Genomic DNA, 20,035 nt, shown 5'->3' with positions numbered 1-20,035 from the left:
AGATGAACGGGCACGGCGAATGTTCGCCGTGCCTCCCGCAGCGTCAGTGCCCGTTTGTCAGGCCTCGGCGCCTGTGGAAACTGACGGGTGGGAAGGACTGTCATGTCGACGTATAGCGATGCCTCAGCTGCAATAGCGCCCCTGCCAAAGGTGCGCAGGCCAACAGGTTTTAGCGGGGTCGTTCCGGCGCTCGCCTTTGTGGGGATCTTTTTCATCGCACCGGTGGCGGTGCTCCTGTTGCGAAGCGTGCTGGAACCCGTGCCGGGCCTTGGAAACTATGCGCAGCTGATCGGCTCCGCGACCTATCTCAAGATTTTCGCCAACACCTTCATCGTCTCGGGTCTGGTCACGGTGATCTCGCTGCTGATCGGATTCCCGGTGGCCTGGGCGCTGGCCATCATGCCCGGGCGCCTGGCGTCGGTGATCTTTGCCATCCTGCTCCTGTCGATGTGGACCAACCTGCTGGCCCGCACCTATGCCTGGATGGTGCTTTTGCAGCGGACGGGCCTCATCAACAAGATGCTGATCGGAATGGGCCTGATCGACAAGCCCCTGGCACTCGTCAACAACCTGACCGGCGTCACGATCGGCATGACCTATATCATGCTGCCCTTCGTCATCCTGCCGCTCTACGGCGTGATCAAGAAGATCGATCCGTCGACCCTGCAGGCGGCCGCCCTTTGCGGCGCCAACCGGTGGCAATGCCTGACCCGTGTCCTGCTGCCCCTGGCGATGCCCGGCATGGCGGCCGGCGCCCTCATGGTCTTCGTCATGTCGCTTGGTTATTTCGTCACGCCGTCGCTTCTTGGCGGCACCGCCAACATGATGCTCGCGGAACTGATCGCGCAATTCGTGCAGTCACTGGTCAACTGGGGCATGGGCGGTGCTGCGGCGCTGGTTCTCCTCGTGGTGACCCTGTCGCTTTATGCCGTGCAACTGCGCTTCTTCGGCAACCAGAACCCGGGAGGGCGCTGACATGCTGCTCAATTTCGACCGCCTCGGCTGGTGGAAATATATCCTGCTGACGATAACGCTTCTGACCGCGGCCTTCCTGCTGCTGCCGATCGTCTTTATCGCGGCGCTCTCCTTCGGCTCCTCCCAGTGGCTGATCTTCCCGCCGCCCGGCTGGACATTTCAATGGTACGGCGAGCTCTTTGCCGATCCGCGCTGGCTGGAATCCGCTTTGACGAGCTTCAAGATCGCGGTGATCGTCACCATCCTGTCGGTGCTGCTCGGGCTTGTGACCTCCTTCGGGCTGGTGCGCGGTTCGTTCCTGTTCCGCGACGCGCTGAAAGCACTGTTCCTGACGCCGATGATCCTTCCCGTCGTGGTCCTTGCGGTTGCCCTCTATGCCTTCTTTCTGAGGATCGGCCTGGGCGGCACCTTGGCGGGCTTCGTCATTTCGCACCTCGTTCTGGCGCTGCCCTTCTCGATCCTCTCCATATCAAGTGCGCTGGAGGGCTTCGACAAGTCGATCGAGGATGCGGCGGTTCTCTGCGGCGCCTCGCCTCTGGAAGCAAAGATCAGGGTCACCCTGCCCGCGATCAGCCATGGGTTGTTTTCGGCTGCCGTCTTCTCGTTCCTGACATCCTGGGATGAGGTGGTGGTGGCGATCTTCATGTCCAGTCCGACCCTGCAGACGCTGCCGGTGAAGGTATGGGCGACGCTGCGGCAAGATCTGACGCCTGTAGTCGCCGCCGCGTCGACCCTTCTCATCCTTTTGACGATCATCTTGATGGCGCTTGTTGCCGTCGTGCGTAAGGTACTGAAACAATGAAAGAACCATTCCTTCAGATCCGCGGAATACGCAAGGAATACGGCCCTGTCGTCGCCGTGCACGACGTCAATCTCGACGTCCGGCGCGGGGAGTTCCTCACCTTTCTCGGACCGTCCGGATCCGGCAAGAGCACGACCCTCTACATCTTGGCCGGCTTTGAAAATCCGACGAAAGGCGACATCACGCTGGAGGGCAAGACCCTGCTGGCCACGCCCTCGCACAAGCGCAACATCGGCATGGTGTTCCAGCGCTACACCCTGTTTCCGCATCTGACGGTGGGGGAAAACATCGCCTTCCCGCTGAAGGTCCGGCGCAAGTCCAAGGCCGAGGTCGACAGCAAGGTGAAGGAGATGCTGCGCCTCGTTCGGCTCGAAGGCTTCGAGGATCGCAAGCCCGCGCAAATGTCCGGCGGCCAGCAGCAGCGCGTCGCTCTTGCCAGAGCCCTCGCCTATGATCCGCCGGTGCTTCTGATGGACGAGCCGCTGTCGGCGCTCGACAAGAAGCTGCGCGAGGAAATCCAGCATGAGATCCGCCGCATCCACCAGCAGACCGAAGTGACGATCCTCTATGTCACGCACGACCAGGAGGAGGCGCTGCGGCTCTCCGACCGCATCGCCGTCTTTTCCAAGGGCGTCATCGACCAGATCGGGACCGGCCCCGAACTCTATGCCAATCCGAAGACCCGCTTCGTTGCCGAATTCATCGGCGACAGCGACTTCATTTCGTGCGACCTGGTGTCATCTTCCGACGGACAAGCCACCATTACCCTGGGCGGCGGGACCATCTTCAATCAAATTCCGGTGCATGGCAAAGGGACCTCCGGTGCAAGGGCAGCTCTGATGCTGAGGCCCGAGCGCATTCGATTGTCGCGCGCCCGGGCGGCCGGCGCGGGTCTTGCCGCGACGGTCAGCGACATTACCTTTCTGGGCAACAATATCCACGTCTCGACAGAGACGGCGGCAGGCGAGGCGCTTTCGGTCCGCTTGCCGTTCGGTCATGAGGCTATTGCCGGGCTCAGCCGTGGAGATATAGTCCATCTGGATTTCGATCCCGGCGCCGCTCACGTATTCTGTTGAAAGTTGTCCTATGAAGCTCAATGATCCCTCGCTGTTCCGCCAGGCATGCCCCATCGCCGATCGCTGGATCGAAGCCGAAGGCCGCAAGGCGGCGACGGTCCGCAATCCGGCGACGGGCGAGACGCTGGGGTTGGTCCCAGACCTTGGTGCGGCGGAAACGGAAGACGCGATCCGCGCCGCCGTCATTGCCCAGAAGCTTTGGGCGAAGAAGACCGCCGGGGAGCGCGCCAACGTTCTCAAGGCATGGCACCGCCTGATGATCGAAAACCGCGACGATCTGGCGATGATCCTGACGCTGGAGCAGGGAAAACCCCTGGCCGAGGCCAAGGGCGAAATCACCTATGGTGCGAGCTTCATCGAATGGTTCGCCGAAGAGGCGAGGCGCATCAACGGCGAGACCATCCCAGGGCATCAGCCGGACAAGCGGATCCTGGTGCTGCGCCAGCCCGCGGGCGTGGTGGCGGCGATCACGCCCTGGAATTTTCCGAACGCGATGATCACCCGCAAGATCGGTCCCGCGCTTGCCGCCGGCTGTGCCGTCGTCCTCAAGCCGGCGCTGCAGACGCCATTCTCCGCCATCGCAATCGCGGTTCTTGCGGAGCGTGCCGGCCTGCCGCCGGGGCTGCTCAACATCGTGACCGGTGACGCAGCCGCCATTGGCGGTGCGCTGACATCAAGCCGTGACATCAGAGTGCTGACATTCACCGGCTCCACCCGGACGGGCGAACTGCTTTACCGGCAATGCGCGCCGACGATCAAAAAGCTCGGCCTCGAGCTTGGCGGCAATGCCCCCTTCATCGTCTTCGACGATGCCGATCTCGACGCTGCCGTCGAAGGCGCGCTCATCGCCAAGTTCCGCAACAACGGCCAGACATGTGTCTGCGCCAACCGGCTCTATGTTCAGGACGGCGTCTATGAGGCCTTTGCCGCCAAGCTTGCCAAGGCGGTTTCGGGCTTGAAGGTCGGCAATGGTCTCGAGCGCGACGTCGTGCTCGGCCCGCTGATCGACGACAATGCCGTTGCCAAGGTCGAAAGCCATATCAGCGACGCCGTTGCAAAGGGTGCCGGGATCGTCTTAGGCGGCAAGCGCCACGCGCTCGGCGGCCATTTCTTCGAGCCGACGATCCTGCGCGATGTCGCTGCCGGCATGCAGGTCGCCCGCGAGGAAACCTTCGGGCCGCTTGCACCGCTGTTTCGTTTCCGCGACGAAGAGGACGTCATCGAACAGGCAAATGACACCGAGTTCGGACTGGCCTCCTATTTTTACGCGCGCGATCTGTCGCGGGTATTTCGCGTCGCCGAAGCGCTCGAATATGGCATGGTCGGCGTCAATACCGGTCTCGTCTCCACCGCCGAAGCGCCGTTCGGCGGCGTGAAGATGTCGGGCCTCGGCCGCGAAGGGTCAAGGCACGGGTTGGATGAATATACCGAGCTTAAATACGTATGCCTCGGTGGCATTGCCTAAATTGGCCGGGACCAGAATGCCTCTCGTCAGCATCGACTGTATGTCACATCGGAGCCGCTCGCGGATGTGACGGCTGGGTCGAGGCACGGACCGTCAATTGCCAGTCGCTGCGATAATGCCGATCTCCACGGCGAATTCCGGCCCGGCGAGCCTCGCTTCCACCGTCGCGCGCGCCGGCGCATGACCTGGGGGCATCCAGGCGTCCCAGACGATGTTCATCTCTTCGAACTCGGAGATATCAGCAAGCCAGATGGTTGCGCTGAGGATCCGCGTCGGATTGCTGCCCACGCTTTCCAGAAGCCGCGCGATCCGCGCCAGGATGTTGGTGGTCTGCTCGCGGACGGACGTGCCTGGTGCGTCGATGGCGACTTGGCCTGCGAGGAAGACGAAGCCGCCATAGGTCACGGCCTGGCTCATCCGCTTTCCGGTTTCGTAGCGTTCGATCTGCATGTCCAACCCCCTTGGATTAATCTCTATGCGCAGTCTTCTGGCGTTCGGCGCGGCGCTGCAGCCATTGGATCGTAGCGAGGAATAGTGTCGAAAACACAATGAGGAGCGTGGCGACGGCGGCGATCGTCGGGCTCAGCGTTTCCCGTACGCCGCTCCACATCTGGCGCGGCAGCGTGCGTTCTTCGGAACCGGCGATGAAGAGTGCAATCACCACTTCGTCGAACGACGTTACGAAGGCGAAGAGGGCGCCGGACGCCACCCCCGGCGCAATGACGGGCAGCATGATGCGCAAGGTCGCTTCAACCGGGGCGGCGCCGAGGCTGGATGCCGCCCGCATCAGATTGTGATCGAAGCTTGCCAGCGTCGCGGTGACGGTGATCACCACGAAGGGTGCGCCGATCGCAGTATGCGCCAGCACCAGGCCGGTCAGGCTGTTGAGCAACCCGACGGCGGCGAAGGCATAATAGATGCCGACTGCCGAAACGATGACCGGCACGATCATCGGTGAAATCAGAATGGCGGTCAGCGTTGCCCGCGCCGGGCAGGATGGCCGGCTGAGGCCGATGGCGGCAAGCGTGCCGAGAAAGGTCGACAGAAGCGTGGCGAAGACAGCGACGATGATGCTGTTCTTCAGCGCCAGCTGCCAGACGTTGGAATCGAAGAATTCGCGGTACCACCGGAGTGACAGGCCGGGCATGGGATAGGTGAAGAACGGCTCGGCATTGAAGGAGAGCGGCACGATCGCCACGATCGGCGCGATCAGGAACAGGATGACGAGGCCACCCGCCAGCCACAGCAGGATCGAAAACAGTCGCGGGAAAGACAGGAAATTCGTCATCAGCCTATCCTCAGCCGGTCGATGCCGACGATGCGATTATAGACGGCGTAGAGGATCAGCACCGCCACCAGCAGGATCGTGCTCAAAGCCGCCGCCATGCCCCAGTTCGTGACCTGATTGGAGTAATAGGCGATGAAATAGCTCACCATCTGGTCTCCCGGCCCGCCGACCAGAGCCGGCGTGATGTAATAGCCAAGCGCCAGGATGAAGACGAGCAACCCGCCGGCACTGACGCCGGGCATGCTCATCGGCAGGTATATGCGGAAGAAGGCCGCGACCGGCGGCGCACCGAGCGACGAAGCGGCTCTGAGATAGACCGGAGGGATGCTTTTCATGACGCTGTAGATCGGCAGCACCATGAAGGGCAGCAGAATATGGGTCATGGCGATCAGCACGCCGATGCGATTGTAGATCAGGTCGAGGGGATGGGCGGGGTCGATCAGGCCCAGCCAGATGAGCGCTGAATTGATCACGCCGCGCCCCTGCAGCAACACCACCCAGGCGCTGGTGCGCACCAGCAGCGAGGTCCAGAACGGCAGCAGCACCAGGATCAGCAGCGTATTGGCAACCGCTCCTTTCGACCGGGCGATCAGCGCGGCGAGGGGATAGCCGAGCAACAGGCAGAGCACGGTGACCGAAGCGCTGACGACGAATGTGCGGATCAGCACGTCGACATGCACCGCATTCTCCGCCGAGACCCTGCCGATGGCGCCCGAGGCGTCGCGCTCTAGGTCGAGCGAGGCGAGCAGGTAATAGTCGGTGAAGGGTGGCGCCGCATTCTTGATGAGCGTCCAGTAGTGCGGCGTCTCCCACTTGGGGTCGATGGCGACGAAGGCGGCCTTGTAGGGCGGTTTCGCGTCGCGGATCGTGCGTGCGGTTTTCAACAGCATCGAGCGCATGCCCGTCTCGTAATAGTTGAGACGCTTGGCCACCTCGGCGATCTGGTCGCGGGGCGATTGTTTGAGATCGGCGGCGAAGGCGGCAAACAGCGCCTCGTCGGGCGGAGATTGTCCGTCCCAGGCGGATAGAGCCGACATCGTGTAGGGCAGGGCGGCGGAAGCCGTCCTGTTGTCGATCGCGCGCGTCAACAACAGGGCAATGGGCAGGACGAAGACGAGCAGCAGGAAGATCAACAGCGGCGCGACCAGCAGCAGCGCTCTCAGCTGCGCCTTGCTTTTCGCGCTGCCGCGGCTTTTCACCCGCGTGCGTGCGGCAATCATCGAGCCGTCGCCTTCATTCATTGTCGCGATCACCATCGCTCATGCCTTCTTGCGGTAGAGAAAGGGGCGGACGAAGCCAGGGGGACACTCGCCCGCCCGACGAGGTTACTGTGCGAGCCACTTGTTGAAGCGTTCGGTCAACTCCTCATCATGATCGGCCCAGAACTCGGAAGAGACGACAAAGGCGGTCTTCGTGTTCTCAGGCGCGGTCGGCAGATCGACGAGAATATCCGCCGGGACCTTGGCGATGGCCGCTTTCAGGGTCGGGCCGTAGGAAATATATTTCGACTGCTGCGCCATCACATCGGGATTGACGGTGAAAGCGACGAATTTGTCCGCCAGTTCCTTGTTCTTCGAGCCTTTCGGCTCGGCCCAGAGGTTGAAGTCCATTCCCTGGCCGTCCCAGACGATCTTGAAGTTCTTGCCGCTGTTCTTGACGGCATCGTAGATGCGGCCGTTCCATGCGGTGGTCATCACGACTTCGCCGTCGGCGAGAAGCTGCGGCGGCTGCGCGCCCGCCGTCCACCAGACCTTCACATCCTTCTTGATGGTGTCGAGCTTCTTGAAGGCGCGATCGACACCCTCCGGCGTTCCAAGCACATCGTAGACTTCCGCGGGTTTGACACCGTCGGCAATCAGCGCGAATTCCAACGTGGTCTTCGGTGACTTGCGCAAGGCGCGCGGCCCGGGGAACTTGGCGGTATCGAACAGATCGGCCATGGTCGTCGGCCCGCCATTCGGGAACTTGGCGGCATCATAGGCATAGATGGTGCCGAAGACGATCGTCGCGACGGCGCAATCCATCGCAGCGCCGTCGATGAAGGCGTCCTTGCCGCCGAGCTTTGAATAGTCGATCGGCTCAAGCCAGCCTTCGTCGCAGCCCTGAAGCGCATGGCTGGGTTCGACGTCGACGACGTCCCAGGTCACCTGGCCCGTCTCGACCATGCCCTTGAGCTTGGCAGTCGAGCCGTCCCATTCGTCCTGGAGGATCTTGGTGCCGGTCTCCTTGGCGAAGGGCTTGAAAAAGGCCTCCTCCTGGCTCTTCGTATAGGCGCCGCCCCAGGATGTGACGGTCAGCGTATCCTCGGCAAATGCGGCTCCTGCGATGGCAAGAGTCATGACGGAACTGAGAAGCATGCCGTTTAAACGCATCATGGTGGTTCCCCTTTTTGTAGCTGCGTTTGCGAAAAAATGAATGTCCGGTCAGGAGAGCGCCAGCACGCGGCAATCCTCAAGCGCCCAGCCGATGACGGTATTCGCGCCTGGCGCATGAGCCGGAATGTCCTGGGCGGCTGCCTTTGATGAAGACATCGTCGCAGCCGCAGGCTGAGACGCGCAACCTGATATGGTCGCCGTGGTAGATGATTTCCTTGAGCGTGGCCGTGAACCGGTTCGCAACCTCGGCCGCGGGCGCCAGCTGGATCCGCTCGGGCCGCAAGACCAGCGTTGCCCGCGCGCCTTCCTTCAATCCTTGTCCGGCATGGCCGGTGATGATCGAACCATCGGGCCCGCGAATTCGGCAGGTCGCATTTTCGATCGCCACGACTTCGCCCGATATTGCATTGTTCTCGCCGATGAAGGTTGCGACGAAGGGGTTCGCCGGCGTCTCGTAGAGCGCATGCGGCGGCGCGATCTGCTGCAGGATGCCGTCATTGAATACGCCGACCCGATCCGACATGGTCAACGCCTCGCTCTGGTCGTGGGTGACGTAGACGACGTTGATGCCGAGGCGGGCATGCAGATGCTTGATCTCGAGCTGCATATGCTCGCGAAGCTGCTTGTCGAGCGCACCGAGCGGCTCGTCCATCAGCACCAGTTGCGGCTCGAAGACGAGGGCGCGGGCAAGCGCAATGCGCTGCTGCTGTCCGCCGGAGAGCTGGTTGGGTCGCCGCGTTTCGAAGCTCGCCATGCGCACCATGTCGAGGGCGCGGCGCACCCGCTCGGTGATCTCAGCCTTGCCGAGCCGGCGCATTTTCAGCGGGAAGGCGACGTTCTCGCCGACGGTCATATGCGGGAAGAGCGCGTAATTCTGGAAGACGACTCCGATATTGCGGCGATGCGGCGGAACGCTGTCGATCCTGTTGTCGGCAAGCGTGATCGTCCCGTCGGTGGGGGCCTCGAAACCGGCCAGCATCATCAGCGTCGTGGTCTTGCCGGATCCGGACGGGCCGAGAAGGGTCAGAAACTCGCCTTTGGCGACGTCGAGATCCAGGCCGCGCACGACATAGCTGACGCCGTCATAGGATTTACGCACGCCTTCGAAAGCAATGAAGCGCTCGCTCATGAAGTCCTCCTGTTTTGCATCGGCCGGGTCCCTGCCTCTTTGTCTCGATGCTGGGCTATATTGTCTCGGTCTATTTCCGCTTGTCAAGCCACACAAATAATTTTGTATGGTGGCGGCTGCGGATCTCGAAAACGCTGGAAAAGCATGCTATGCCGCACGAAGCCAATGCTGAATCGCTTAAAATGTGCTGTATTTGGCTTGTGGAATTGGACGTTGTTGCAGGGATTGTATGTCTGAAAGATCGGAAGTGACCCGGACAAATCAGGAGCGGGAAACGCGGATACCGGCCTATCTGGAGCTCGCAAGCGAGCTCGAGGCGAAGATCCGCTCAGGCGCCTTGCCACCCGGCAGCCAACTCCCGCCGCAGCGCGACCTGGCACGGGAGCGATCGCTCAACGTCTCCACCGTCACGCGCGCCTACCGCGAATTGCAAAACCTCAACCTGGTGATGGGCAGCACCCGGCGCGGCACGATCGTCATGGGCGACGGCGCCATGCCGCGGGTCGACCGGGCGGCGAACCCGTCCGGTATCATAGACCTGACGGTCAACCGGCCGGCTGTCGACGATTTCCAGCAACGCCTCGCCCAATCCCTGCCGGACCTTTCGTCGGACCGGCGCTTCCGCCAGATGCAGGAATATCAGCCGCCGGAAGGCCCGGCCTGGGCGCGCCAGGCGGCGAGAAAATGGATATCGCTCAACGGCTTCGATCCGTCCGAGGACGATATCGTCGTCACCAGCGGCGCCCAGCACGCTCTTCTGGCGGTGATCAGCAGCCTGATCGAGCCCGGCGACACCATCGTCTGCGATCGGCTGACTTATTATGGCCTGATCGCGCTCGCGCAGATGTTCCGCTTCCGCATCATCGGGATCGGAAGTGACGATCAGGGCATGTCGGCCGCGGAGCTTGACGACATCTGCGGCCGGGAGAGCGTGCGCGCCGTCTTCACGGTTCCCTCGATGCACAATCCGACCGTCGTCACCATGAGCGAGGCCCGCCGGCGGCAACTGGTCGATGTCGCGGAAAAGCACGATCTCGTCATCATCGAAGACGATGTCTATGGACCGATGCTCGGGACCCGCGCAAGCGCCCTGATCACGCTTGCGCCGACCAGAACCTACCATATATCGGCACTCTCCAAGGCACTGGCCCCTGGCCTGCGCGTCGGCTACCTGACGTGCCCGCCCGGCCGGGCGCTGCTGTCTGCCGAGGCGGTCCGCACCACCGCCTGGATGCCCTCGCCGCTGCCGCTGCTGCTGGCGACCCGCTGGCTGGAAGACGGCACGGCCGAAGCAATTCTGAAGGCCCAGCTTGCCGAGTTGCGTGCACGCCACGCGATCGTCACGACGATCCTTGCCGGCCATTCCTTCTCCGCCGATCCGCGCTGCATGTTTCTCTGGCTGAGGCTGCCGGCCCCTTGGCGATGCGAGGATTTTGCCGCCAATCTGCGCGCCCACGGCGTTGCCGTCATGGCTGCCACCGCCTTTGCCTGCGACCGCCAGCCGGTCGAGCATGCCGTGCGCGTCAATGTTGGCTGCGCATCGTCGCGCGACGAACTTGCAACGGCCCTGCGCATCATCGCCGCGACGCTGAACGATCGTCCCCGCGCTCTGGCAGGCCTGGTCTAGACGATGAACAAGCCGCTTGCCGAGCTTCAGCCCTTGCCCGACGCCGAGCGCCAGCATGTGGCTGTGGTCGGTGCCGGGCTGGTCGGCCTCTGCTCGGCCCTCTGGCTGCAAAGAATGGGGCACCGGGTCACGATCATCGATCCGGCGCCGCCCTTGGGCGACGCGTCCTACCGCCAGGCCTGTTCCTACGGGAATGCCTGCACCTTTGCGCCGCACGGCGTCGTTCCGGTCGCGACCCCTGGCGTCATCTGGCGAGTGCCGGGCATGCTGCTCAATCCGCTGGGTCCGCTGGCGATCGTCTGGCGGTACCTGCCGCAACTGGTCCCGTGGCTGCGCGCATTCCTGGCGTCGAGCGGGAAAGCCGAGGTTGAACGGATCGCCGGGACACTGGCCATGCTGCTTGCTCACGCTGATGCCGCCTGGCAACCGCTTGTGGCGCAGGCAGGCGCCGAACGGCTGAAGCGGCATGATGGCTGCCTGTATCTCTACAAGAGCGAAGCGCAATTCCGGGCGGCTGATGCCGAGAACGGGCTGCGTGAACGCCACGGCGTCGCCATGGACCGTCTGGACCGCGCCGATATTGAGAGCATGGAGCCCAATCTTGCGCCGCTTTACCACAAGGGCGTGCTGTTTCGTGACGCCTATGTGTTTTCCAGCCCCATGCAACTCGCCTTCGCGCTCGCCCAGGCTGTCGTAAACGGCGGAGGAGAGATCATCCGTGGCGAAGTCTCGGCCATCGAGCCCCGCGACAACGGCATCAGTCTGCGGATCGCGGGCAAGGAAATTCTTGCGGATCATGCGGTCGTTGCCGCCGGCGCCCATTCACGCAAGCTCACGGTATCGATCGGCGACCGCGTCCTGCTCGATACAGAGCGCGGATATCATGTCTTGTTCCCGCAAGCGGTCAATCTGCTGTCGCGCCCGGTCTGCTATCCCGAACACGGCTTCTATATGGTGCCGATGGCAGATGGATTGCGCGCGGCCGGAACCGTCGAACTCGGCGGACTTGCCGCTCCCTTGAACCCGAAGCGGACCGCGATGATCCGTGACGGCGTGAAACTGCTCCTGCCGGCGGCCGGACAGGGCAGCGACGAGTGGCTGGGTTTTCGCCCGTCCATGCCGGATTCACTTCCGGTGATCGGCAGTTCCCGCCGTTTGCCCCGCGTCACCTATGCCTTCGGCCACGGCCATCTCGGCCTGACGCTGTCGGCTTTGACCGGCTATCTCGTTTCCCAGCTGGTCGCGGGCCAGAGACCGGCTGTCGATCTGACGTCGCTGCGTCCCGAGCGGTTCTGAACCGGCCCTATGAATCTTCCTCATTCCGCCGATATCCGCGTTTGAGCTTGCCGTGCAGCAGCTTCCGGGATGCTTGCCTGGCTTCGACCGCCGTATCGAAGAGGTCGATCTTCACCTGTCCCTTCGTCCCCATACGTCCCCAGCAACGCGTGAGCGAGCTGCCGCCGAACAGGGTCGGTTCGACGGCCAGAAGATAGAAGCGGCCATGTTTCGCGCCGGATCTACATGAAAAAGCAATATCGGATGGGTCGCCTGGGTCATGCCGCAAGAATCCCGTACAGCGGCCAACGCGTCCAATGAATATGCTGAATCGATCGAGCACCAGCGATTCCTTCGTGTGATGTTTCACGGTGTGGCGCTGATAGCGCGCCGCGCCATCCTCAGAATTGGTGCTCCGCTCCCTCGACCGGATTTGCCCAGACCGTCATTCCAGGCGTAAACGGCGTCTCGCCTTCGGCGCGCACGACCATCTCGCCGAGTTCGGGGACCTCGAGATAGAGGATCGCGTCGGCGCCAAGCCGCTCCAAATGCCGGATCCTGCCCTGCCATTGTCCGGCGCCTTCCGACAGCCTGATATGTTCGGGACGGATACCGTAGGTCGTGCAGTTCAATCGTCGTGCCGTCTCGCCGCCGTACAGGTTCATCTTCGGGCTGCCGATGAAGCCGGCGACGAAGGGTGTCGCGGGGTTACGGTAGAGCTCCATCGGACTGCCGATCTGTTCGACCACCCCGCCATTCAGGACGACGATCTTGTCTGCCATCGTCATGGCCTCGACCTGGTCGTGGGTGACATAGATCATCGTCGATTTCAGCCGGGCGTGCAGATCTGATATTTCGAGGCGCATCTGGGCTCGGAGCGAAGCGTCGAGATTGGAGAGCGGCTCGTCGAACAGGAAGACCTTGGGATCGCGGATGATCGCCCGGCCGATGGCGACGCGCTGCCTCTGGCCGCCGGAGAGGGCTTTCGGCTTTCTCTCCAAGAGCTGGGTGAGCTGCAGCGTTTCCGCCGTCGCCGCGACCTTGGCGGCGATTTCCGCCTTCGGACGGCGGGCGAGCGAAAGGCCGAAGCCGATATTTTCGGCGACGGTCATATGCGGGTAGAGCGCGTAGCTCTGGAACACCATGGCAATGCCGCGCTCGGAGGGCTCGGCATAGGTGACGTCCTTGCCGCCGATGGTCAGCGTGCCTGAGGTCGTGTCTTCCAGGCCGGCGATGATGCGCAGCAGCGTTGACTTCCCGCATCCTGACGGACCGACGAACACCACGAACTCCCCGGAGGCAACCTCGAGATCGACCCCTTTGATGACTTCGAGGGCGCCGAAGCTCTTGCGAACCTGTTTCAGAGTGAGCTCAGCCATTTTGCTACCCCTTTACGCCGCCGGCCGTCATACCCGCGACGATCTGCCGGTTGAAGAAGATGAAGACGATCAGCGGCGGGATCGTCACGAGGAGGATGTTCATGAAGAGCAGATTGTACTGGCTCGTATACATGCTCTGGAAATTATAGAGCGTCAGCTGCACCGTGACGTTCTCCTTGCCGGGAAGGTAGTAGAGCGGATTGGTGAAATCGTTGAAGATCGCGATTGACTGCACGACGACATTGGTCACGGTCACCGGTTTCAGCAGCGGCAGGACCACTCTGAAAAAAATCTGCCGGGGTTTGGCGCCGTCGATCAGCGCCGCCTCATCGAGATCGCGCGGTATGGTCGAGATGAATGACCGATAAAGCAAAATCGAAAAGGAGAGATTATAGGCGACCTGGATCAGGATCATCCCGGTCATGGTCTTGAACAGCCCGATATCCTGCAACAGGCCGATGGTGGGCACGACCGCCGGCGGCATCATCAGGCCCATGAAGAGGGCAATGGAGGCCACCCTGTTCCAGACGGTCTTGCGGCGCTGCATGACATATCCGACCATCGCCGACAGCAGGATCAGAATGGTGACCGAGACGACCGTGATCAGGGTGGAGTTGAAATAGGCAAGCGCAAGCTGATAGTCGCGGGCCTTGAAGACGGCCACCAGATTATCCCAGAATAGCCAATGCTCGGGCAATTCGAAATCGAGCCGGGACGCTTCGGATTTCGATTTGACCGCCTGGAGAGCGACGAAGACGAACGGCATGACGAAGATGATCGCCGCCACCGCAAGGGCTATCGCGCCGGTCACATAAGGGCGGACGTTTCTCATTCCCCGACCTCGCGCCGGTTGAACCACAGGGTGAAGGGCAGGATGATTGCCGCGATCAGCGCAAACAGGATGACGTTTCCGGCCGTCGACAGGCCATAGAAACCCGCCTGGTATTGCTTGTAGATGACCGAGGCGATCACGTCGGAGGAGAAACCGGGCCCGCCGCGGGTCATGGCCCAGATCAGATCGAAGGAACGGAGCCCGCCGATCAGCGACAATGTCACGACGATGACGGTGGCCGGACGCACGAGCGGCAGAGTGATCCGGGAAAATTGCTGGAGACGCGTGGCGCCGTCAATTCTCGCCGCCTCGTAATAATCGGGGCTGATCGCGGCAAGTCCGGCGATGAAGATCAGGGTGGCGAGGCCGACACCCTTCCAGACATCGACCAGAGCCACCGAAAAAAGCGCGAGCGCCGGATTGGTGAGCCATCCAGGTCCCGGAATGCCGAGCGTCTCGAGCGTGACATTGATGATGCCCTTGGTCGGATGCATCATCACCGTGAAGGTGATGCCAATGCCGATCGTCGAGACCAGGACGGGGAAGAAGACCAGCGTGCGCAGAAAACCGCGGGCGAAGATATTGCTGGTGAGCAGCACGGCCAGCAGCAGTCCGCAGACCGTCTTCAGGCCGGAGGTCGTCACGGCGTAGATCAGCGTGTTGACGAGCCCTTTGACCAGAAACGGTTCGGAAAAGAACTGCCGAAAGTTTTCAAGCCCGATGAATTCGGCCGTCGAAAGATCCCAGCGCGTCAGGCTGAACCAGAGAGACGATATCGTCGGAAACAGAAACAGCACGCCGTAGATGATGGCGGCGGGAATGAAAAACCAGAGCGGGTAGGGCGATTTGCGCGAGCGGCGGCGTGTCTCGGTCATCTCAATCTCTTCGATCGGGTGGAGCCTCGCTCCGTCAGGAGCGAGGATAACTGGCCCGAAAGACCGCTACCAGTTGGGCAGGCCGAGCTGCTTGGCCTGCTTGCGGACATCGTCGTCGTAGAGTTTCGCTGCCTCGGCGGGCTGGCGAATGCCGGAGCCGACCTCGACGGTGATCTGCTCGAGAGCCGGTCCCTTGATCGGCGAAACGAATTCCAGCGCCGGCGTCGTCTTGTCCTTGGCCTCGAAATAGGGGAGCATGTCCTTGATCGCAGGCGGTACGCTAGCTGGCAGGTCGCAGCCGTCGATCAGGGAAGGCCCCTGAACGGCGTTGGTTTCCACCATGATCTTGCAGGCCTCGACGCTTCCCGCGAAATCGACGAATTTCCGTGCTTCCTCGGCGTGCTGGCTGGTCACCGGAATGTAAAGGGCTGGCGGCATCCAGACCGTCAAGCCGTTGGTCGCGGCGTCGTCGCTCGGCTGCGCGAAAAAGCCGACATCGTTGAGGTTGTCCGGATAATTCTGTTTGAGGGCGCCGACCGCGAAGCTCAGCATCGGATAATGCGCTGCCTCGCCGGTTGCGACCATTCTCAGGCCATCGTCGTAGCTTGCCGCGCCAAAATCTTCATTCATCAGACCGGCGTCGTGAACGTCCTTCAGACGTTCGAAGCCCTTCAGGGCCGCAGGCGTCTCGGCGTATTTTGCCTTGTTGGCGGTATAGTCTGCGGCGAAGTTGGGCACGGCCGCATGCAGGTTGTAATAGTCAGCCAGAACGAACAGCTGCGAGGTCCAGGTGTCGCGATAGGTCTGCGCCACGGCGACCTTTCCGGCAGCTTTGACCTTCGCGTTGTTCGCCATGAAGTCGGCCCATGTCTTCGGGACGGAGAGGCCGAGGTCCTGGTAGATTTTCCTGTTGTAGAGGATCCCGCCTGCCATCGCCGTGCCGAAGGGAACGCCATAGAGCTTGCCATCGGCACGCACGACCGCTTTGAAACTTTCGTCGACCTTCGCTTGCGACGACAGGCCGCTCAGATCGACAAGCGTCTGTGTCGGCTTCAGCGCCTGTAAGAGCGAACCGGAATTGTAGAGAAACACATCGGACATCTCGCCGGTCGCCAGCCGCGTCTTGATGATGTTGTCGCCTTCGCCGCCACCGGCCCGCGGCTCGATTTCGATCGTCACGTCGGGTGCCTTTGCCTGATAGGCGGCAACCAGTGCCTCGGCCGCCGCGACTGTGTCCGGGTTATTGTCGATCAGGAATGACAGCGTGACTTCCGCATGCGACGGACCGGCCGCGACCAATGCCAAAAGCGCGGACGTGCCGGCAAGAATGAGCTTTATCCGATGTGTCATGACGTTCCTCCTCTGAACGGTGTGACGTGTATGCTCCTCAAGATTCGGGTAGGGAAAAGACCAGTCTGTGTGTTCCGGCGGGAAGAACGGCTTCCTCGGCCACAGGCGCTCCATTGAGCGACGGGTTTTGATGTCGCTTTCCGGGCCGGAAACGACCGATGCAGCCTTCCGGAAGCGTCAGCACATAGGTGACTTCGTTGCCGTCGCACTGCCAGCCAACCTCGATGCGCCCTTGGCTCACGTCATGATGGGCTGAAACCGGCGAAAGGGACGGAATCGGTGCGGGATCGACGATCACCTCGGCAAATCCCGGTGCGCGCGGGCTCGGCGAAATCCCGGCGACGCTTTCGAACAGCCATTGGCAGACGGCGCCATAGGCATAGTGGTTGTAGCTGTTCATGTCGGGTTCGTAGATGGTGCCGTCGGGCGCCATGGAATCCCAGCGCTCCCAGATCGTCGTCGCTCCCTTCGAGACCTGATAGAGCCAGCCCGGTACATCTTCCTGCAGGAAGACCTTTTCGGCCAGATCGTCCATCCCAAGCTTCGTCAGCGCCGGCAGCAGGGCGGGCGTGCCGATGAAGCCGGTGCCGATCTTGTAGTCGGCATCGATGATCACCTGCCGGAAATGCTGCTGTGCGGCTTGCTTGTGCTCGGCCGGTATCAGCTCGTGCAGGAAGGCGAGCGCATAAGACGTCTGATCGTTATGCGCGAGCCGTCCCGATGGCGTGATGAATTCGTTGGTGAATGCCCGCCGGATCTCGTCGGCGCGGCTTTTCATTCGCTCTTCAAGCGCATGCTCGCCGAGCGTGGCTGCGATCCTTGCCAGAAGGTCGGTCGAGATGAAGTGGTAGAGCGTCGCCGCGCAATCGTCGGCGATCGTCGGGCGGGGCTTCCGGTTATCGCCGATCGGCTGCAGCCAGTCGCCGAAGGTGAAGCCGCGGTCGCCCCAGCGCGACGGCGGGCGCACCAGCGGACCATCCGAGATCGACCAGACGAAATCGACCCAGCGCACCATCGAATCCAGGCATTCCGCCAGAACCGCCCGGTCGCCGTAATGGGTATAGAGTACCCAGGGGATGACGACGATCGCATCGCCCCAGCCGGTCGAGCCGGCATAGCCCGGGAAATCGGCCGGATGCAGACGTGTCGGATCGGGCGAAAAGTGTGAGACGGCGCCGTCCTCGCGCTGGTCGGCCATCACGTCGCGCAGATATTTCCTCAGGAAGGATTGGCTGTCGCTCAGCCAGCAAGCGGTTGCGGCAAATACCTGGGCGTCGCCCGTCCAGCCCAAACGTTCGTCGCGCTGCGGGCAATCGGTGGGTACTTCGACGAAATTGGCGCGCTGCGACCAGATGGTATTCTCGACGAGGCGATTGACCAGCGCATGGCCCGACGTGAAACCGCCGGCCGGATCGGGGACTGACGAGATCGGGACGGATGCGATCGACAGGATCTTTGCGACGCCTGTGATGGTCACCCGGGCATAACGGAAACCATGGAAGGTGAAATGCGGCGCATAGGTTTCGTCGCCGTCGCCACGTAGCGTGTAGACGGTATGGGCGGCCGCCGTGCGATAGTTGCGATTGTCGAAATGACGGTCGGGGCCGAGAACCTCCGAATGCTCCACCCGAATTTCGGCACCGGCGGTTCCGCGGACCGTATATCTGGCATAGCCACCGACATTCTGGCCGAAATCGTAGACGGTCCTGCCGTTATCGTCGGTCCAGCTGTCAACCGGGGTGAGTGGCCGCAACTCGCGCACTGCAGCCGTTTCATGCGCGACAAGCAGCGCCCTGTCGAAGTCCAGCTTCTCGGTGCCATGGGTCTCGGCGTAATTTTCCTGGCGGGCATCATAGATTTCGCCGAAGTAGATCCCGGACTTCAGGATCGGCAGAAGACCGCTTCGCCATGTGGTGTCGGTGGAAAGAAGGTTGCCATCCGGTCCGAGCAGATCGGCGATGGCGCCGATCCTGTTGCCCCAGCAATTCGGGATCGCCTGGGCGCCCCACATCAAAGGCGACCGATACCATCCGTCGGCAAGCCAGATTTCGATGCGGTTCTGGCCCGGCTTGAGCAGATTCGAGACATCATATCGCTGATAGGCAAGGCGATCGTCGTAGTTGGTCCAGCCGGGTGTCAACAGGTCGTCGCCGACGCGAACGCCGTTGATGAAGCAGCGGTAGAGGCCAAGTGCGGAGATAAAGAGCTCGACGGGAAGCTTGGCGCCATCATGTTCAAAAGTCTTGGAGACGAAGCTTGCGGCCGTTCCCTGACCGCTATCCGATAGTGGCGCGATCATATCCCCGGACCAGGCACGCGAAACGAGGTTGCCGCTGATGGCTGCCGGCTGAAAGTTCATCAAGTCCTCCCGACGGGTTGTAGAACGTTCTCCATATAACGTTCTACATTTTCTTCGGAAGCGCAATAGAATTTTCGTTGCCAGTCTGTCATGGTGGTTCTGCGGGCAATTTTTGCGGCCCGCAGCCGCAAGTCAGAGATTTCATGTCAGTCGAAGAAAAACAAAAGCCGCAACGAAACGATCGTGTAACGATCCGGACCGTAGCAGCTCATGCAGGCGTATCGGTCGCAGCGGTTTCCAAGGTGATGCGAAATGCCTACGGCGTCAGTGACGCACTGCGCGCAAGGGTGATGGATGCCATCGAGGCCCTCGCATATCGCCCCTCGCGGGCAGCGCGCGGGCTGCGTGGGCGGAGTTTCACCATCGGCGTGCTCCTGATCGACATCCGCAATCCCTTTCTTCCGGAGGTGATTGCCGGCGTAAACGGGGTGCTGGCGCCCTCGCACTATCAGGCGATGATCGGCGTCAGCGATGCGCGAGTGCAACTGGAAACGTCGTTGATCGAGTCGATGATCGACTACAAGATGGATGGCCTTATCCTCGTTGCGCCGCGTTTGCCCTCGGAGATCCTCGCAAAATTCGCAGTCCAGATACCGATCGTCGCGGTCGGTTACCACGATGCCAGCGCCACGGCTTTCGATACCGTCAATGCAGACGATCAGCGCGGTGCGGAGATCGCCGTGGAAGCGCTTCTGGCCTGCGGCTATCGCGACGTCGAAATGCTGAGCCTTGGCGAGCGCCAAGGGCACGCGGTCTCCGTCGTGCGCCAGCGTGAGATCGGGTTCCGCCGGGCCATGCAGCGTGGCGGGCTCGGCTCCTCGCCAGCGATCGGCAAAATTCCCATTGCTTCGCCAAAGCGGGAAGAGGCGATGCGAAAATTCCTATCGCGGAAAGACAGGCCGCGCGCCGTATTCTGCTGGAGCGATCTCGACGCGATCACCCTTCTGAGCCTGGCGATGGAATTGGGTGTGCGCGTGCCCGAAGATCTCGCCGTCATCGGATACGACAACTCGTCTACGGCAGCCCTCGGTCTCGTCAACCTCGCAAGCATCGACCAGTCGGGCAGGGAACTCGGTCAGATCGCAACGCGAACCCTCATTTCCAGAATAGAAGGCCGCACCGCTGCCGAGCATATTTTCCAGATACCGTCGCTCGTCAGCCGAAATAGCCTGATCCGTTCCGGAAACTCCAAGAACACGAGATAGGAACGAAAGCCAGAGAGTCTGCC

The 20,035-nt window shown here is 61.9% G+C and carries 17 protein-coding genes and 1 pseudogene; 7 read left to right on the top strand and 11 right to left on the bottom strand.

Features of this window, described 5'->3' with window-relative positions:
- The first annotated feature begins 102 nt into the window (after positions 1–102).
- Genes FHT75_RS18000 through FHT75_RS17985 form a run of 4 tightly spaced genes read left to right on the top strand, consistent with a single transcriptional unit; the run spans position 103 to position 4,318 of the window.
- On the top strand, positions 103–975 hold the full coding sequence (locus FHT75_RS18000) for an ABC transporter permease (protein WP_097542509.1): 873 nt from the start codon (positions 103–105) through the stop codon (positions 973–975).
- Between the two features lies 1 nt (position 976).
- The gene (locus FHT75_RS17995) at positions 977–1,777 is read left to right on the top strand and encodes an ABC transporter permease (protein WP_047612339.1); all 801 of its coding nucleotides are present in this window, start codon (positions 977–979) and stop codon (positions 1,775–1,777) included.
- Entirely contained in the window at positions 1,774–2,853 is a 1,080-nt protein-coding gene (locus FHT75_RS17990) for an ABC transporter ATP-binding protein (RefSeq protein WP_047612341.1), read from the top strand. The genes FHT75_RS17995 and FHT75_RS17990 overlap by 4 nt, the downstream gene beginning before the upstream one ends.
- A gap of 10 nt (positions 2,854–2,863) precedes the next feature.
- On the top strand, positions 2,864–4,318 hold the full coding sequence (locus tag FHT75_RS17985; RefSeq protein ID WP_183845093.1) for an NAD-dependent succinate-semialdehyde dehydrogenase: 1,455 nt from the start codon (positions 2,864–2,866) through the stop codon (positions 4,316–4,318).
- Positions 4,319–4,411: 93 nt separating this feature from the next.
- Here the strand turns inward: FHT75_RS17985 and FHT75_RS17980 are convergent, their stop codons facing one another.
- From FHT75_RS17980 to FHT75_RS17960, 5 genes and pseudogenes are all read right to left on the bottom strand, one after another.
- Complete coding sequence (locus FHT75_RS17980) at positions 4,412–4,768, bottom strand: RidA family protein (protein WP_063475863.1); 357 nt, start codon at positions 4,766–4,768, stop codon at positions 4,412–4,414.
- Between the two features lie 16 nt (positions 4,769–4,784).
- Positions 4,785–5,606 carry an ABC transporter permease gene (locus FHT75_RS17975; RefSeq protein ID WP_183845092.1) on the bottom strand — a complete coding sequence of 274 codons (822 nt, stop codon included), beginning with the start codon at positions 5,604–5,606 and terminating at the stop codon, positions 4,785–4,787.
- A complete protein-coding gene (locus FHT75_RS17970; protein WP_183845091.1) occupies positions 5,606–6,862 on the bottom strand; it encodes an ABC transporter permease in 1,257 nt (418 codons plus the stop codon). Before FHT75_RS17970 ends, FHT75_RS17975 begins: the two co-directional genes overlap by 1 nt.
- 69 nt (positions 6,863–6,931) lie before the next feature.
- The gene (locus tag FHT75_RS17965) at positions 6,932–7,981 is read right to left on the bottom strand and encodes an ABC transporter substrate-binding protein (protein ID WP_047612353.1); all 1,050 of its coding nucleotides are present in this window, start codon (positions 7,979–7,981) and stop codon (positions 6,932–6,934) included.
- A 48-nt stretch (positions 7,982–8,029) separates the two neighbouring features.
- Positions 8,030–9,110, bottom strand: a pseudogene (locus FHT75_RS17960) (ABC transporter ATP-binding protein).
- 229 nt (positions 9,111–9,339) lie between these two features.
- Between FHT75_RS17960 and FHT75_RS17955 the strand changes: the two are divergent.
- Positions 9,340–10,737: a PLP-dependent aminotransferase family protein gene (locus FHT75_RS17955; RefSeq protein ID WP_047612358.1), complete on the top strand. Its 1,398-nt coding sequence runs from the start codon at positions 9,340–9,342 to the stop codon at positions 10,735–10,737.
- 3 nt (positions 10,738–10,740) lie between these two features.
- On the top strand, positions 10,741–12,033 hold the full coding sequence (locus FHT75_RS17950; protein WP_063475866.1) for an NAD(P)/FAD-dependent oxidoreductase: 1,293 nt from the start codon (positions 10,741–10,743) through the stop codon (positions 12,031–12,033).
- 7 nt (positions 12,034–12,040) lie between these two features.
- Here FHT75_RS17950 and FHT75_RS17945 read toward each other — a convergent pair whose 3' ends face one another.
- From FHT75_RS17945 to FHT75_RS17920, 6 genes are all read right to left on the bottom strand, one after another.
- Complete coding sequence (locus FHT75_RS17945; RefSeq protein ID WP_312865379.1) at positions 12,041–12,355, bottom strand: WGR domain-containing protein; 315 nt, start codon at positions 12,353–12,355, stop codon at positions 12,041–12,043.
- 58 nt (positions 12,356–12,413) lie between these two features.
- The gene (locus FHT75_RS17940) at positions 12,414–13,391 is read right to left on the bottom strand and encodes an ABC transporter ATP-binding protein (RefSeq protein ID WP_047612363.1); all 978 of its coding nucleotides are present in this window, start codon (positions 13,389–13,391) and stop codon (positions 12,414–12,416) included.
- 4 nt (positions 13,392–13,395) lie between these two features.
- Positions 13,396–14,223, bottom strand: coding sequence for a carbohydrate ABC transporter permease (locus tag FHT75_RS17935; RefSeq protein ID WP_047612366.1), 828 nt, complete (start codon positions 14,221–14,223; stop codon positions 13,396–13,398).
- Positions 14,220–15,098, bottom strand: a complete 879-nt coding sequence (locus FHT75_RS17930) for a carbohydrate ABC transporter permease (RefSeq protein WP_047612369.1) — start codon at positions 15,096–15,098, stop codon at positions 14,220–14,222. Before FHT75_RS17930 ends, FHT75_RS17935 begins: the two co-directional genes overlap by 4 nt.
- Before the next feature lie 66 nt (positions 15,099–15,164).
- Positions 15,165–16,448, bottom strand: coding sequence for an ABC transporter substrate-binding protein (locus tag FHT75_RS17925; protein WP_047612371.1), 1,284 nt, complete (start codon positions 16,446–16,448; stop codon positions 15,165–15,167).
- A gap of 37 nt (positions 16,449–16,485) precedes the next feature.
- Positions 16,486–18,807 carry an alpha-L-rhamnosidase gene (locus FHT75_RS17920; protein ID WP_183845090.1) on the bottom strand — a complete coding sequence of 774 codons (2,322 nt, stop codon included), beginning with the start codon at positions 18,805–18,807 and terminating at the stop codon, positions 16,486–16,488.
- Positions 18,808–18,950: 143 nt separating this feature from the next.
- Between FHT75_RS17920 and FHT75_RS17915 the strand changes: the two genes are divergently transcribed.
- Complete coding sequence (locus FHT75_RS17915) at positions 18,951–20,012, top strand: LacI family DNA-binding transcriptional regulator (protein WP_097595481.1); 1,062 nt, start codon at positions 18,951–18,953, stop codon at positions 20,010–20,012.
- Positions 20,013–20,035: the final 23 nt, after the last annotated feature.

This window comes from Rhizobium sp. BK112, assembly GCF_014193215.1.
Lineage (GTDB): Bacteria > Pseudomonadota > Alphaproteobacteria > Rhizobiales > Rhizobiaceae > Rhizobium > Rhizobium anhuiense.
Note: the sequence above shows the minus strand (reverse complement) of the source record. Positions and strands in the feature narration are given on the sequence as shown.